Here is a 14124-nt window from a genome sequence, read left to right on the forward strand (position 1 = left end):
CCCTCCATGAGTTGAGTATATAAGATGATTGCCGATTTGGCAAAGTACTACCGTTAGTTGTGTTACATCGTCATGCCGCCATCGACGGCAAGAGTTTGTCCTGTGATGTATCGCGCTTCATCTGAAGCGATGAAACTGACGAGTGAAGCAATATCGTCCGTTTGACCGAAGCGTTTCAACGGAATTTGCCCGAGTGACAGGTTCCGCTGTTCTTCCGTCAATTCGTCCGTCATGTCCGTCTCGATGAAGCCTGGACAGATGGCATTGACTGTGACACCTTTACTCGCGAGTTCACGTGCGACGGATTTCGTCAGCCCGATCAGACCCGCTTTCGCTGCGACATAGTTCGCTTGCCCTGGATTTCCGGAAATACCGACGACTGATGCGATGTTGATGATACGACCGCTTGTTTTTAACAATGGACGTGTCGCAGCTTGCGTGACGAGAAACGCACCTTTCAGATTCGTATCGATGACAGCATCGAAATCCGCTTCCTTCATACGCATCAGCAAACCATCACGCGTGATGCCGGCATTATTGACGACACAATCCAGTTGACCGAACGTGTCGATCGTCTGTTTGATCATCTGTTTGACAGCATCTGCTTCAGCGACATCCGCTTGAATCGCGAGTGCCTCTCCGCCTGCTTCCTTGATTTCACGGACGACTGCTTCCGCCTTGTCCGTGCTTCCTGCATAGTTGACGACGACACGGAAACCATCTGTTGCCAATCGCTTCGCGATGGCAGCTCCGATGCCGCGTGACGCGCCAGTGACGAGTGCTACTTTACTCAACGAATTCCCTCCGCTTCCAACTGCTCAAGTGTCGTGATGCTGATGATCTTCGCATCTTTTTTGATTCTTTTCACGAGACCGCTCAACGGAGATGATGGACCAAACTCGATGAATGTATCCGCACCTTCTTCGATCAGACGCTCAACGCATGATTCGAATCGAACCGGTGAGTAGAGCTGCTGAACGAGCAAACGAATCAATTCGTCTGGTTGATCGTGGAACGCACTGTCGACGTTCGAGATGAATTTCGTCTTCGCCGCTTCAAACGGTGACGAGACGAGAATGTCTTCGAATCGTGGTGCGAATGGTGTCATGAGTGACGAATGGAACGCACCTGAGACATCAAGCGGTAAGACACGTTTTGCTCCGAGCTCTTTTAACTTCGCTGTAGCGGATTCGACCGCTGCGATTTGTCCGGAGATGACGAATTGCCCAGGACAGTTGTAGTTCGCTATCTGGACAATCTCTCCCGTCGCCGCAATCGATTCGACCGCGTGATGGGCTGCCTCGACATCATTCATGCCGATGACCGCCGCCATCGTTCCACCCGTGACTTGATTCATGAGTTTTCCGCGTTCGCGGACGAGATAGACGGCTTCAGACGGTGTGATGACAGAAGCTGCGACGAGCGCGCTATATTCTCCAACACTGTGTCCGAGTACGAAATCAGGTGTATGTCCTTGTGCTGCGTACTGCTGTGCGAGTAATGCACTATGTGCGACGATGGCTGGTTGAGCGATGTCCGTCGCTTTCAATTCATCCTTCGTCCCTGTCGTCATCAGCGTCGTCAGATCCAGACCAATTCGCGTTCCGAGGTCAGCGAGTGCTTGGCGTGTCTCGTCTTGCGTGATAAGCGTCTGTCCCATTCCAGGCGTCTGTGACCCTTGTCCTGGAAACATCCAAACTGTTTTCCCCATCTCGTCTCACTCCTTCTTAACGTGCTTCTGTTGCCTTCGCTTGAACGATTTTGGCAACGACTTCTTGTTCGACCATCTTTTCCGCTTGAACGAGCGCTCGGCTAAATGCGTAGGCATTACTTGAACCATGCGCCTTGATGACCGGAGCCGCAATGCCGAATAGTCCAGCACCGCCATATTCTTCATAAGCGAGCAACTGCTTCATTTTTTTCAACTTCGGTTTCAGTACGAGAGCGGCGAGCTTTGATGTCCACGAGCTCATGAACTGTTCCTTCATGACACCCATGATCATACTGGCAGCCCCTTCTGTACTCTTAAGTAACGTATTGCCGGCAAAACCTTCCGTGACGATGACATCGACGTCACCGCTCATCGCTTCTCTCGCCTCGACGTTCCCAACGAAATGAATCGGTGCTGTCTCAAGTAGCGGATACGTTTCCTTCGTCAGTGCATTCCCTTTACCGGCTTCTGATCCGATATTCAGGAGTCCGACTTTCGGACGTGTGATGCCGCGAACTTGTTCTGCGTAGACAGACCCCATGATGGCATAATCGAGCAAATGCTCTGCCTTCGCATCCGGGTTGGCGCCAACATCTAAGATGACGACACCTTTCCCATTACGTGTCGGGAAAGTCGGGGCCAGTGCAGGACGGTCAACTCCTTCGATTCGACCGATGACGAACAATCCGGCAGTCATGAGCGCTCCCGTGTTTCCTGCTGAAATCAAGGCATCTGCTTCTCCTGATTTCACCAGGTTTGCAGCCACAACGAGTGAGCTATCTTTCTTGCGGCGAATCGCACGTACCGGTTCATCTTCTCCGGTGATGACGGATGCCGCGTGGACGATCGTCACGCGCGGATCCTCGATTGTGTATGAGCGTAATTTCAACTCATCTCCGACTAGTCGGATATCGATGTCTTCGTTTGGACGTTCTGCCAAATAGGCAACGACCCCTTCTACGATGGCACGGGGTGCGTGGTCGCCCCCCATAGCGTCAACTGCTAAAATCATTTCGATTCCTCCTTACTACTTCGATACACCGTGAACTCACCGATGAAGACACATTCTTCACCGACATAACTCTCCACCGTGATGTCAGAACGCCCATCTTGACGATGGGAACTGACGAACGCCTTCGCAACGACGCGTTCTCCGACGTGAACGGAGCGTGTGAACTGGACGTTCGCACGTGTCGTCAACGCGAGTTCATCATCGATGAGTGCAATCGCAAGCGAGTTTGCCTGCGCGAACAAAATATGTCCGCGGGCGATTGCATTCCGACTAAATGCATGTTCCGGCAAAATCTCAAGGATCGAGATGGCAGATGTATCGAGTTTCAGGTCAATCATATCACCAATGACTTCATTTTCAGTCAACGTACGCACATCATCCAGCCGTTCGGTCGCGACGTGTTTAATTCGCTCCCGTAATTCCGGAATCTTTAATTCCATCCGGTCGAGACGAATCGTCTGGATACTGACACGGAATCGTGTCGCCAGCGCTTCATCCGTGATGAACGGATTTTGCTCGATCGTCTGTAATAATTCTTGTTGTCTCTCTTTTTTAGGTACCCGCATGTATGTTCCTCCCACAAGAAGGATGACCACTATTATTACCTGGTACTAACAGTAGTATATATCCCTTGTTGTTCACTTTCAAGTATTATTCGATTCTTTCTCCTTCAAGTAGCCCTTGTCGTTCGATATAGTCACGTAAGACATCATATTCCGGCGCTTGCCAAAAGGCGTCCGATCGCAGTAAACGGACTGCATCTTGTCGCGCGGTTTCCATGACTTGTATATCGAGCGCAGGATCAGTCAAGACGAATCGCGGTAAACCACTTTGTTCGGTACCAAAGAAATTTCCGGCTCCGCGCAGTTTCAAATCCTTTTCCGCTAGCTTGAAGCCATCGTTCGTCTCCGTCATCGTCTTGATCCGTTCTTTTCCCGTATCGGAAGAGGGATCGGCGATTAGAATACAATAAGACTGGGCATCACCTCGACCGACGCGTCCTCTTAATTGGTGTAATTGCGCAAGACCGAAGCGTTCTGCATCATGAATGACGATGATCGACGCGTTCGGAACGTTCACGCCGACCTCGACAACAGTCGTTGAAACAAGGATTTGAACGGTATTCTCCTTGAACGCCTGCATGACTTCGTCTTTTTCGGAAGAAGTCAAGCGCCCATGCATCAAACCGACATGATAGGGCTTGAACCTCTCGGTCAATATCGCATGTAATTCAATCGCATTTTGAACTTCAAGTGATTCGGATTCCTCGATCAATGGCGTGATGACGTAGGCTTGTCTTCCTTGCGACAATTCTTTCTCGACGAACCCGAAAACGCGCTCCATCTGTTGTGGTTTCGCCCAGTAGGTCTCGATTTCCTTTCGTCCCGCCGGCATCTCATCGATGATCGAAACATCCATATCTCCAAAGACCGATATCGCAAGCGTACGCGGAATCGGTGTCGCTGTCATATATAATACATCTGCCTGTTCGGCTTTCGCGCGCAATCGTTTCCGTTGTTCGACACCGAAGCGATGTTGTTCATCGGTGATGACAAGGTGTAATGCCTTGAACTGGACGGTGTCTTGAATCAGCGCATGTGTTCCGACCAAGACGTCAATCTCTCCTGTCACGAGGGCTTCTAGTAAATGCACCCGTGCTTTCCCTTTAACCGAACTCGTCAGTAGACCAACCCGAATGCCAAGTGGTTCAAGCAATGGGGCGAGCGACGCTGCATGCTGTTCCGCTAAAATTTCGGTCGGCACCATTAAGGCGCCTTGTCTTCCGGCACGAACCGTCGCGAACAAGGCGATGGCAGCGATGACGGTCTTCCCGCTTCCAACGTCCCCTTGCAACAACCGATTCATTCGTTCGCCGCGACTGATGTCGTCTAGGATTTCTTTTGTCACGCGCTGTTGCGCTCCTGTCAGTGGAAACGGTAGACTCTTGATGAAATTCGCTATATCCGCTTCGTGCAGAGGCAAGGCAATCCCTTGACCTTTTCTTCGTCCAAGACGTAATGCCTGTAACTTCAGCTGAAAATAAAGACACTCCTCATAGACATAACTCCGACGAGCTGCCGTTAACTCTTTTCGATTCGTCGGGAAATGAAGTGCCTTTAGCATCGTCATCCGATCTTGTAACCGGTATGTCTTCCGGATGCTATCCGGTATCCGTTCAGCCAATGCCTCAGTCTCCTTGAACGCCAAGTCGACGACGCGTCGAAATGTCTTCATCCGCATGTCGCCACGTAACGAATAGACCGGTGTCAATTCACCTTCGATTGCTCCGAATTGTAGTTCCGTCGCAGAGATCGTCATTCGGTGCAAATCCCATTTGCCACTGACCGTCACTTCTGCCCCGAGTTGTAGTTGGTCTTTGTAGAATGCTCGGTTGAACATCGTCACCGTCACACTATATCGTTCTTCAACGAGCAGACGGAACGTTAAACGATTCTTTCCTTTACCGTAATAGCGCACAAGTGGTTCAGACTGGACTTGACCCGTGAACTTGACTTTATCCTCATGAATCGCTTCCGTTAGACTTCCCGTCACGAAGTCGTCATAACGAAACGGGACGTGCTCGAGCACGTCCGCAACGGTAAGAATATTCATCTCTTCTAGTTTTTTCGCCAAATCCCGTCCGACACCTTTTAGCGTCTTGACGTCACGTGATGGATTCATTCGATAACTCTCCGAAGATTTTCGCTTCGAGCCAGCGACCCGTCGGCGTATTCGCGAGTCCGCCTTTTGCTGTCTCGCGAAGCGCAGATGGCATCATCTGACCAATCTCATGCATGGCTGAGATGACTTCATCACACGGAATCCGTGACGTGATTCCAGCGAGTGCCATATCGGCAGCGACGACGGCATTCGCCCCACCCATTGCATTTCGTTTGACGCACGGTACTTCGACGAGTCCTGCAACAGGATCACAGACGAGTCCGAGCATGTTCTTCAGCGCGATCGCAAAAGCATGCGCTGACTGATCCGGCGTCCCGCCTGCCATCTCAACGATCGCAGCTGCTGCCATCGCTGTTGCTGAACCAACTTCTGCCTGACAGCCACCAGCTGCTCCGGAAATCGACGCATTATTCGCGACGACGAAGCCGAACGCACCGGATGTGAACAAGAAGCGTAACATCTGCTCACGCGTTGGGTTTAAGCGATCTTTGACCGCAAATAACGTACCTGGCACGACGCCGGCACTCCCTGCCGTTGGTGTCGCACAAATTTTTCCCATCGCAGCATTGACTTCATTCGTTCCGATTGCCTTACTAACGGCGTCCAGTAATAAATCACCGGATAATCCTTTACCTGAAGCACGGTACCGTTGAAGCAAGACAGCATCCCCACCGGTTAGTCCTGTCACCGACTGGACACCATCACCATCAAGTGAACGAGCGACTGCTTCTTCCATGACTTGTAGGTTTCGCTCCATCATCGCGTAAACTTCATCCCGCTCTAAGTGACGAACCGTCATCTCTTGCTCGATCATGACTTCCGAAATCGGAATGTTTCGTTCCGTCGCGATGGCGACGAGTTCTTTTACGGATTTAAACATGTTTTCACTCTCCCATCATGACGGCACGCTCGACTTGAGGTAACCGATCGATTTCTTCCAACACTTCTGCCGTTATCCGGTCATCAATCTCAATTGCCATGAGTGCTTGTTTTCCTTTTTCGTGCCGTGACACTTCCATATGCCCAATGTTGATTTCGTAATCAGCCAAAATGCTCGTCACGGCTGCAATCGCACCAAAGCGGTCATGGTGTAAGACGACGAGTGCCGGTCCCCCACCGGACAAACGAAGCGGTACACCATTTAATTCCGTGATCTCAATCGTTCCCCCACCGATTGAAATACCAACCAATTCAAACTCTTCTAATCCATTCGACAAGTGGACACGTGCCGTATTCGGATGATCCGTCAACGCCTCACTCGTCTCGAAATGAATCTCAATCCCTTTCGACTTCGCGATATCGATCGATTGTGGAATCCGGTCGTCGAACGTGTCGTATCCGAGAACCCCGCCAATGATCGCCACATCCGTTCCATGTCCGCGATACGTATCAGCAAATGACCCATAAAACGTGATGTGGATGACAGTAGGTGTTTCCCCGAATAATTTACCCGCCATCAATCCAATCCGTGCAGCTCCCGCTGTATGCGAGCTTGATGGACCAACCATGACTGGTCCGATGATGTCAAAGACGCTACGATATTTCATCTCTTTTCCCCTCTCTATGAAACAAACGAAATCCCACCTCTATTATCGCAGATGGTGGGATTCGTGAAAAGGCTAGTCGCCCTTTTTCAGTATGATGGTTTTATTCGACGCTTAAAATGTACGAATAAAGTGGTTGTTTACCGTCGTGGACTTCCACTTCAGCATCCGGATTAACCGATTCGATGTACGCGACGAGTGCGTCAACTTCTTCTGTTGAGACGCCTTCACCGTAAAGAACCGTGATGATCTCATCATCTTCCGTGACGAGTGTATCGACGAGTTTCTTGACAGCACCAAGACTTGATCCGTCTGTAGCGACGATTTGTTTTTCAGCAATCGCCATATGGTCGTCCTTCTTGATTTCAACACCATCGATGTTCGTATCACGTACAGCATATGTGACTTGACCCGACTTAACAGCTGCAATCGCATCCGCCATATGCGCTTCGTTCTCTTCGACAGTCGCTTCCGGGTTATAAACGATTGTTGCTGCTAAACCTTGTGGGACTGTTTTTGATTTCACGACCGTCACACCACAATTCGCGACAGATGCTGCTTGTTCAGCCGCCATGATGATGTTCGAGTTGTTCGGGTAGACATAAACGTGTTCCGCGTGTGCATCCTCGATCGCCTTAACGATATCTTCCGTTGATGGGTTCATCGTTTGTCCGCCTTCGATGACGACACTGACACCGAGTGATTTGAAGAGTTCACTGATTCCTTCACCCATTGCGACTGTCACGAGGGCTGCTTTCGCTTTTGCCTTCGGTGCAGCAACTGGAGTGACTTGGTTCGCGCCTTCTTCTTCAAGGATTGTTGAGTGTTGTTGACGCATGTTTTCAATCTTAACAGCGACGAGTTCACCGAAACGTTGTCCTTTTGTGATGACTTCTCCTGGTGTTTCGACGTGGACGTGAACTTTAAGGAGTTCTTCATCCGCGACGACAAGCAACGAATCACCGAATTCCGCTAATTCGTTACGGAAGTCTTCTTCGCTGAACGGTGCATTCGCAAGTTTGTCATCCTGGAAACGAACCATGATTTCCGTGCAGTAACCGTAATGGATTTCCTCCGTCGACATGAAGCTTTGAGCCGTTTTGTGATGCTCTGCTTCGACGAGTGCTTCCATGACAGGCGCATGCGGCTTGTCGAGTTCTTTTCCTTCGAGCGTTGCGAGGAATCCTTCATAGATACAGACGAGACCTTGACCACCAGAGTCAACGACGCCTACTTCTTTTAATACCGGAAGAAGTTCTGGTGTACCGTCGAGCGATACTTTCGACGCTTCGACGAGTTGACGCATCAACTCTAAGAAATCCGTCGTCGTCTCAGATTGTGCGATAGCAGCGACAGCTGTTTCACGGGCAACCGTCAAGATTGTTCCTTCGACCGGTTTCATGACTGCTTTGTATGCTGTATCTACACCTTTTTGCAACGCATCTGCGAATTCCTTCGTATCAATCGTTGTCTTACCTTCGATTGATTTCGAGAATCCACGGAACAATTGGCTTAAGATGACGCCAGAGTTTCCGCGTGCTCCCATCAATAATCCACGTGCGAAGACGTTCGCGACTTCCGATACAGAATCCGAAGTTGATTTACCTGCTTCTTTTGCACCTGAAGTCATCGTCAAATTCATGTTCGTTCCCGTATCACCATCTGGCACAGGGAAGACGTTCAATGAATCGACGAAATCTGCGTTTTGATAGAGATTCGCCGCGCCATTTTGAATCATCTTGACTAACTGCGCTCCTGTTAAACGATCTACACTCACTAAAGTTTCCTCCTCTATTCCCGCCTTAGACATTCGTCAAGCGGACTCCTTGGACAAAGATGTTCACAGATGTCACGTCAAGACCTAGTGCCTGACTGAGCGTGTATTTCACGCGACTCTGTACGTTATTCGCCACCTCTGAGATTTTCGTTCCATAACTTACGATGATATGCATATCGATATGGACCTGCTCTGAAGCCTGTCGAACGATGACACCGCGTGCAAAGTTCTCGCGTTTTAAGAGTTCTGCAAGACCATCCTTGATTTGAGACTGGGATGCCATACCAACGACACCAAAACATTCCATTGCTGCGCCGCCCGCAAGTTGCGCGACGACATCATTATCTACATCAATCTTTCCATAGGTCGTTTTCATCTCGATCGCCACCTGAGTAGCCCCCTTTGAATATTGTATTCTTCTCATAATTCTACTATAAGGACCTACTATTGAAAAGTCGCCGTACTGACTATACAATGAATAAGTGAAAAATAGTAGCGGTCAAATGAACTTTTACCATCATCCTCATCCATTATTTTAAATTTCGAGGTTGTCTGTCAAGTTTTTTTCTTGTCAGCTACTTTTTTTATGTTGCAACCGCCCTGACACCATGCTAAGATAGCAAAGTGTCTATTAGGACGAACGCAAAACAACATAAAAGGAGGCGGAACGCATGGCACGTAAATGCTACGTTACTGGGAAATCGCCAAAGTCGGGTAACAACCGTTCACACGCATTGAACAAAACAAAACGTACTTGGGGAGTCAACGTACAAAAAGTACGTATCCTCGTCGACGGTAAGCCGAAAAAGGTTTGGGTTTCAGCTCGAGCTCTTAAATCAGGTAAAGTCGAACGCGTATAAGGCGCAACCACCGGATGGGAATCTTCCCTTCCGGTTTTTTTATACCCTCATTTATTTTTCTCATAAACTAATTGTCGCTTTTATTGAAAACGCTTACAATAGGAACGTACTTTATTTTGTCAGAATTGGGGGAAGTCATCATGCAACTCAAACGAGAGATGACGAGTCGACACCTGTTCATGATCTCACTCGGGGGAATCATCGGGACAGGATTATTTTTAGGGTCAGGATTAACAATTTCACAAGCAGGACCTCTCGGGGCGGTCCTCAGTTACATCGTGGGTGGGACCATCATGTATCTGACGATGTTGTGTCTAGGGGAATTAGCGGTCTATATGCCGGTCTCGGGGTCCTTCCAGACCTATACGACCCGCTTCATTGGACCAGGAATTGGCTTTGCCGTCGGTTGGATTTATTGGCTCGGCTGGGCCGTGACGGTCGCACTCGAAATCACGGCAGCTGGCAGTTTGATGGACCGCTGGTTCCCGAATGTACCCGTCGTCGTCTGGTGTACCGTCTTTACGGTCTTACTGTTCGGTCTGAATGCCGTCTCAGCCAAAGCATTCGGTGAAGCCGAATTCTGGTTCTCGAGTTTGAAGGTCCTCGCGATCCTTTTCTTCATCATTCTAGGTGGCGCTGCTTGGTTCGGCTGGTTACCGATGGAAGCAGATCGTCCAACCTCGTTATTCGCGAACTTTACGGCAATCGGTTGGTTTCCAAACGGGATTCTTGGCGTCTTGACGACGATGATTGCTGTCAACTTCGCCTTCCAAGGAACGGAATTGATCGGTGTTGCGGCTGGGGAGTCCGACACGCCAGAAAAATCGATTCCAAAAGCCATCCGGAATACAGTCTGGCGTACGTTCATCTTCTTCGTCTTATCGATTACGATCGTTGGTGCATTAATCCCGTATGAGACGGCTGGAGGAATCAGCAGCCCGTTCATCATGGTCTTTGATGCGATCGGTATCCCGTACGCTGCTGATTTGATGAACATCGTCGTCTTGACAGCGTTATTATCCGTCGGAAACTCCGGATTATATGCGGCGACCCGGATGTTATGGGCGATGGCGCAAGAAGGGATGATTTCAAAGAAATTATCTTACGTCAATGCACGTGGTGTGCCAATGCGCGCTTTACTCTTTACGATGATGTTTGCGATGTTATCGCTCCTGACCGCGTTTTTCGCAGAGGATACCGTCTTTATTTGGCTCTTGTCCTTAGCCGGACTTGGCGCTCAAGTCGGCTGGATTTCCATCTCTGCTTCTCAGCTCGCATTTCGTCGTCAGTTTTTACGAAACGGACACGATTTATCCGAATTAAAATTCAAGACACCACTCTATCCAGTGTTACCGTTGATATCGTTGACGCTAAACGTCGTTGTCCTCGTCAGTCTAGCGTTTCAAGCGGATCAACGAATCGCGCTATACATCGGTGTTCCTTTCTTCCTTGTCATGTGGGGAAGTTATCATCTTTTCGTCAAAGGAAAACATCTATCTGCCCAAAGCGACATCCGTGTCGCCCCTTCTCAACTCGAAGAATAATTTCATACAAAAAGAGGCCGCGGAATCATCCACGGCCTCTTTCGTATAATTATTCTATTCCTTAAGCGTCCGCATCATCAATAGTTCTCCTTGATGGAGCTCTACTTTCGCTTCTGACGCACGCCATTCATTACTGACCGTCAAAGAACCTCCAACGGGTATTGGATGGGCATCAAGTGGATATTTGACTCCGGATAAGCTTAAGGTCGACGGCACAAGTGGAATGAAAGAAAGATAATGATAGCTCCCTACTTCGGCTGCATACGTTCCCGCTGCCAAGTATCGCACCTCTTCTCGTTTCGTGACAAGTCGCGCCTCTGGATATTGCTTCAACAAATAGACATTTTGAACAGTCATGTCGAGCCTTCCACCTGTCGCCCCGATGATGATGATCTCCTCATGCTGTTCCCTCTCAGACACTGTACGAAGGGCAAGTTCAAGATCCGTCTCATCTTTCTCAGCCGGATGAACGATTGCCCCTTCAGGTACATAGCCAAGTGAATCGAAATCACCGATTGTCATATCACAGGTCAGCCCAAACGATTCGACCGTCTGAACACCGCCATCGACACCGACGATGAAATCACCCGGCTGACAAAACGTCCGTAAATCCGGCACTTCTTCTTGCGGACCGGCACAGACGAGAATCGCCCGCATCTCAGACACCTCGTGCCGAATAACGTAGTAAGCGTGGCGCAGTCGTGAATAAAAGACCCGCAACGACACCACAAAGAACGTAAGACGGTACCATGTATGTTGCGTTATAAATCAATGAATACGGTACGACTGGACCTTCAGCATACTCGGCAAAGAAGACGATTCCGCTGATGACATGACAAATATAGCGGAGCCCTGCTCCTAATAACGTCGCAAGGAGAACGAACGCCATTAAGCTTTTCTTTTGTCCATTGCGCGCGGCTTGTCTGACTTGACGTGCGAACAGACCACTTAATCCGACGACACCATACGCAATCGTATAGTCAAGCATCGGTTGAACGATCGTCAAGACTTGTGGAGCGAACATCAATTGAATCGTACCGACAAGCGCTCCCGTGACGACACCCCCGATGACACCGTGGCGAAATGCCATGACGAAGATCGGTAGCATCGCTAAGCTAATGGAGCCTCCTTGTGGCATTTTGAATGGAATCAGTAAATCAAAGACGACTCCGAGACTGGCGAAGATGGCAATTTCCATCATCATTTGTAACCGTTTCATGCTATTTTTCCTCCTTCATTGTACGAGAGGACGCAAAAAGGCAGTACGACGAACGCCGTACTGCCTGCGTGCGCCACATCCCTACGTCCGTTTGAACGGAACAGGTTCGAAGGGTTAAAGTCTAAAAGACTCCTCTCAGCCGCTTTTCAAGCGACACCCCTTGCGGTCATCATATTTCGTTTTCTCGTCTTTATTATACGGCAGCCCCTTGACGAATGCTAGTGATCGCCTCTGCATAATCTGGTGCATTGTAGATTGCTGATCCTGCGACAAGAACGTTCGCACCGTTATCAATACAAAGTTTTGCCGTTTCCGGATTGACGCCACCATCAATCTCGATTTCGAATGTTAGACCACGATCTGCCTTCATTTGCGCAAGTGAAGCGAGTTTCGGCATGACACTCTCGATGAATGCCTGTCCACCAAAGCCCGGATTGACCGTCATCAATAAGACCATGTCGACGTCCTCAAGAACGTGTTCAATCGTTGATAACGGCGTATGCGGATTCAAGACGACCCCTGCCTTTGCGCCCGCTGCTTTGATTTGTTGCAAGACGCGATGGACATGATTCGTTGCTTCGACGTGGAATGTCACGATGTCTGCCCCTGCCTTGACGAAATCTTCGACGAAACGTTCGGGTTGATCAATCATCAAATGGACGTCAAGGACCATATCCGTCTTTTGACGTAAACTGCTAAGCACAGGTAATCCAAATGAGATGTTCGGTACGAACTGACCATCCATGACATCAAAATGGATATAGTCCGCTCCTGCCGCTTCGACTGCTTTAACATCACGCTCGAGATTCGCAAAATCTGCTGATAAGATAGATGGTGCAATTTTAATCATCTTCAATACCTCCGGGCTCGATTCTTGATTTCGTCTATAAACATACCATAGTTCTCATAACGAGAGGACATGATTTCTCGTGCTTCGACAGCTTCTTTGACGGCACAACCGGGTTCATTCAAATGCAAACAACCTCGGTATTTGCAATCATCTTGTACAGCTACGAATTCTGGGAAACTCCATCGTACATCCTCGATTTCCATTTCATACGGAAAATCAAGGTTCGAGAACCCTGGCGTATCGGCGATCAATCCTTCCGCAAGCGGCATCAACGTGACGTGTCGTGTCGTATGGCGGCCACGTCCCAGTGATTTCGAGATCGCACTCGTTTCTAAATCAAGAGAGGGCTCCAGTGCATTGAGCAATGAACTTTTACCAACACCGGATTGTCCCGCGAGAACGCTCGTTTTTCCAGCAAGTAACGGACGGACTTGCTCAACACCCGTCAATGTCTCACTTGATGTCTCGATGACTGTATATCCAATTTTTCGATAAGCGGCAATGGCGTCTCGGACAGCCGGTCCTTTGACATCGTCCAGCAAATCCATCTTCGTCAACAGGATGACAGGTTGAATTTCCTTCGCTTCGATCAAGACGAGAAATCGGTCGAGCAAGTGCGCTGAAAAATCAGGTTCTGCCGCCGAAACGACCAGCAATGCCTGATCGATATTCGCGACTGGAGGGCGTACTAAAAAGTTGTCCCGCTCCTTCACTTCGAGAATATACCCGGTCTCACTTTCGATATGAAGAACGACTTCGTCTCCGACGACTGGACTGATGCCGCGTTTTCGGAAATTCCCTCTTGCTCGTGAACGAACCTCTCCTTCTGGTGTCATGACATCATAAAAGCCGCCCTGCAAACGTATGATCGTTCCTTCTCGATTCTCTTCGATGCGTTGTTCCGTCATCCTATGCACTCCTTTTT

The 14124-nt window shown here is 49.3% G+C and carries 15 protein-coding genes and 1 riboswitch; of the genes, 2 read left to right on the top strand and 13 right to left on the bottom strand.

Going from position 1 to position 14124, the window contains the following annotated elements; all coding sequences use genetic code 11:
• Positions 1-62: 62 nt before the first annotated feature.
• From fabG to ACZGCQ_RS07305, 9 genes are all read right to left on the bottom strand, one after another.
• Complete coding sequence (gene fabG, locus ACZGCQ_RS07265) at positions 63-794, bottom strand: 3-oxoacyl-[acyl-carrier-protein] reductase (protein ID WP_406747567.1); 732 nt, start codon at positions 792-794, stop codon at positions 63-65.
• A complete protein-coding gene (fabD, locus tag ACZGCQ_RS07270; RefSeq protein ID WP_035396761.1) occupies positions 791-1711 on the bottom strand; it encodes an ACP S-malonyltransferase in 921 nt (306 codons plus the stop codon). The genes fabG and fabD overlap by 4 nt, the downstream gene beginning before the upstream one ends.
• A gap of 16 nt (positions 1712-1727) precedes the next feature.
• The gene (plsX, locus tag ACZGCQ_RS07275) at positions 1728-2723 is read right to left on the bottom strand and encodes a phosphate acyltransferase PlsX (protein ID WP_029342098.1); all 996 of its coding nucleotides are present in this window, start codon (positions 2721-2723) and stop codon (positions 1728-1730) included.
• Entirely contained in the window at positions 2720-3289 is a 570-nt protein-coding gene (fapR, locus tag ACZGCQ_RS07280; RefSeq protein WP_023468752.1) for a transcription factor FapR, read from the bottom strand. The genes plsX and fapR overlap by 4 nt, the downstream gene beginning before the upstream one ends.
• An 85-nt stretch (positions 3290-3374) precedes the next feature.
• Positions 3375-5405 carry an ATP-dependent DNA helicase RecG gene (gene recG / locus ACZGCQ_RS07285; protein WP_214727112.1) on the bottom strand — a complete coding sequence of 677 codons (2031 nt, stop codon included), beginning with the start codon at positions 5403-5405 and terminating at the stop codon, positions 3375-3377.
• Positions 5389-6285 carry an L-serine ammonia-lyase, iron-sulfur-dependent, subunit alpha gene (gene sdaAA / locus ACZGCQ_RS07290; protein ID WP_023468754.1) on the bottom strand — a complete coding sequence of 299 codons (897 nt, stop codon included), beginning with the start codon at positions 6283-6285 and terminating at the stop codon, positions 5389-5391. The genes recG and sdaAA overlap by 17 nt, the downstream gene beginning before the upstream one ends.
• Before the next feature lie 4 nt (positions 6286-6289).
• Positions 6290-6952 carry an L-serine ammonia-lyase, iron-sulfur-dependent subunit beta gene (gene sdaAB / locus ACZGCQ_RS07295; protein WP_047393774.1) on the bottom strand — a complete coding sequence of 221 codons (663 nt, stop codon included), beginning with the start codon at positions 6950-6952 and terminating at the stop codon, positions 6290-6292.
• 100 nt (positions 6953-7052) lie between these two features.
• Entirely contained in the window at positions 7053-8726 is a 1674-nt protein-coding gene (locus tag ACZGCQ_RS07300) for a DAK2 domain-containing protein (protein WP_029342102.1), read from the bottom strand.
• Between the two features lie 25 nt (positions 8727-8751).
• Positions 8752-9114 carry an Asp23/Gls24 family envelope stress response protein gene (locus ACZGCQ_RS07305; RefSeq protein WP_023468757.1) on the bottom strand — a complete coding sequence of 121 codons (363 nt, stop codon included), beginning with the start codon at positions 9112-9114 and terminating at the stop codon, positions 8752-8754.
• A gap of 283 nt (positions 9115-9397) precedes the next feature.
• On the opposite strand from ACZGCQ_RS07305, the gene rpmB reads away from it, so the two are divergent.
• Entirely contained in the window at positions 9398-9586 is a 189-nt protein-coding gene (rpmB, locus tag ACZGCQ_RS07310) for a 50S ribosomal protein L28 (protein ID WP_023468758.1), read from the top strand.
• A gap of 140 nt (positions 9587-9726) precedes the next feature.
• Positions 9727-11130, top strand: a complete 1404-nt coding sequence (locus ACZGCQ_RS07315) for an amino acid permease (protein WP_481265945.1) — start codon at positions 9727-9729, stop codon at positions 11128-11130.
• A 54-nt stretch (positions 11131-11184) separates the two neighbouring features.
• On the opposite strand, the gene ACZGCQ_RS07320 is transcribed toward ACZGCQ_RS07315, so the two are convergent.
• The 4 genes from ACZGCQ_RS07320 to rsgA all read right to left on the bottom strand — a co-directional run bounded on the left by ACZGCQ_RS07320 (position 11185) and on the right by rsgA (position 14107).
• The gene (locus ACZGCQ_RS07320; RefSeq protein WP_481265946.1) at positions 11185-11787 is read right to left on the bottom strand and encodes a thiamine diphosphokinase; all 603 of its coding nucleotides are present in this window, start codon (positions 11785-11787) and stop codon (positions 11185-11187) included.
• 1 nt (position 11788) lies between these two features.
• A complete protein-coding gene (gene thiT, locus ACZGCQ_RS07325; RefSeq protein WP_481265947.1) occupies positions 11789-12349 on the bottom strand; it encodes an energy-coupled thiamine transporter ThiT in 561 nt (186 codons plus the stop codon).
• 61 nt (positions 12350-12410) lie between these two features.
• Positions 12411-12520, bottom strand: a riboswitch (TPP riboswitch).
• A gap of 22 nt (positions 12521-12542) precedes the next feature.
• Positions 12543-13199 (bottom strand): ribulose-phosphate 3-epimerase, encoded by a 657-nt coding sequence (gene rpe / locus ACZGCQ_RS07330; protein ID WP_481265948.1) that lies wholly within the window; start codon positions 13197-13199, stop codon positions 12543-12545.
• Positions 13200-13201: 2 nt separating this feature from the next.
• The gene (gene rsgA, locus ACZGCQ_RS07335) at positions 13202-14107 is read right to left on the bottom strand and encodes a ribosome small subunit-dependent GTPase A (RefSeq protein WP_214727094.1); all 906 of its coding nucleotides are present in this window, start codon (positions 14105-14107) and stop codon (positions 13202-13204) included.
• Positions 14108-14124: the final 17 nt, after the last annotated feature.

Source organism: Exiguobacterium sp. HSB13 (assembly GCF_056764755.1).

Bases quoted from the DNA above. Each gene is read 5' to 3' on its own strand.
- fabD (WP_035396761.1), bottom strand. From the start codon at position 1,711: ATGGGGAAAACAGTTTGGATGTTTCCAGGACAAGGGTCACAGACGCCT.
- plsX (WP_029342098.1), bottom strand. From the start codon at position 2,723: ATGATTTTAGCAGTTGACGCTATGGGGGGCGACCACGCACCCCGTGCC.
- fapR (WP_023468752.1), bottom strand. From the start codon at position 3,289: ATGCGGGTACCTAAAAAAGAGAGACAACAAGAATTATTACAGACGATC.
- recG (WP_214727112.1), bottom strand. From the start codon at position 5,405: ATGAATCCATCACGTGACGTCAAGACGCTAAAAGGTGTCGGACGGGAT.
- sdaAA (WP_023468754.1), bottom strand. From the start codon at position 6,285: ATGTTTAAATCCGTAAAAGAACTCGTCGCCATCGCGACGGAACGAAAC.
- sdaAB (WP_047393774.1), bottom strand. From the start codon at position 6,952: ATGAAATATCGTAGCGTCTTTGACATCATCGGACCAGTCATGGTTGGT.
- rpmB (WP_023468758.1), top strand. From the start codon at position 9,398: ATGGCACGTAAATGCTACGTTACTGGGAAATCGCCAAAGTCGGGTAAC.
- ACZGCQ_RS07315 (WP_481265945.1), top strand. From the start codon at position 9,727: ATGCAACTCAAACGAGAGATGACGAGTCGACACCTGTTCATGATCTCA.
- ACZGCQ_RS07320 (WP_481265946.1), bottom strand. From the start codon at position 11,787: ATGCGGGCGATTCTCGTCTGTGCCGGTCCGCAAGAAGAAGTGCCGGAT.
- thiT (WP_481265947.1), bottom strand. From the start codon at position 12,349: ATGAAACGGTTACAAATGATGATGGAAATTGCCATCTTCGCCAGTCTC.
- rpe (WP_481265948.1), bottom strand. From the start codon at position 13,199: ATGATTAAAATTGCACCATCTATCTTATCAGCAGATTTTGCGAATCTC.
- rsgA (WP_214727094.1), bottom strand. From the start codon at position 14,107: ATGACGGAACAACGCATCGAAGAGAATCGAGAAGGAACGATCATACGT.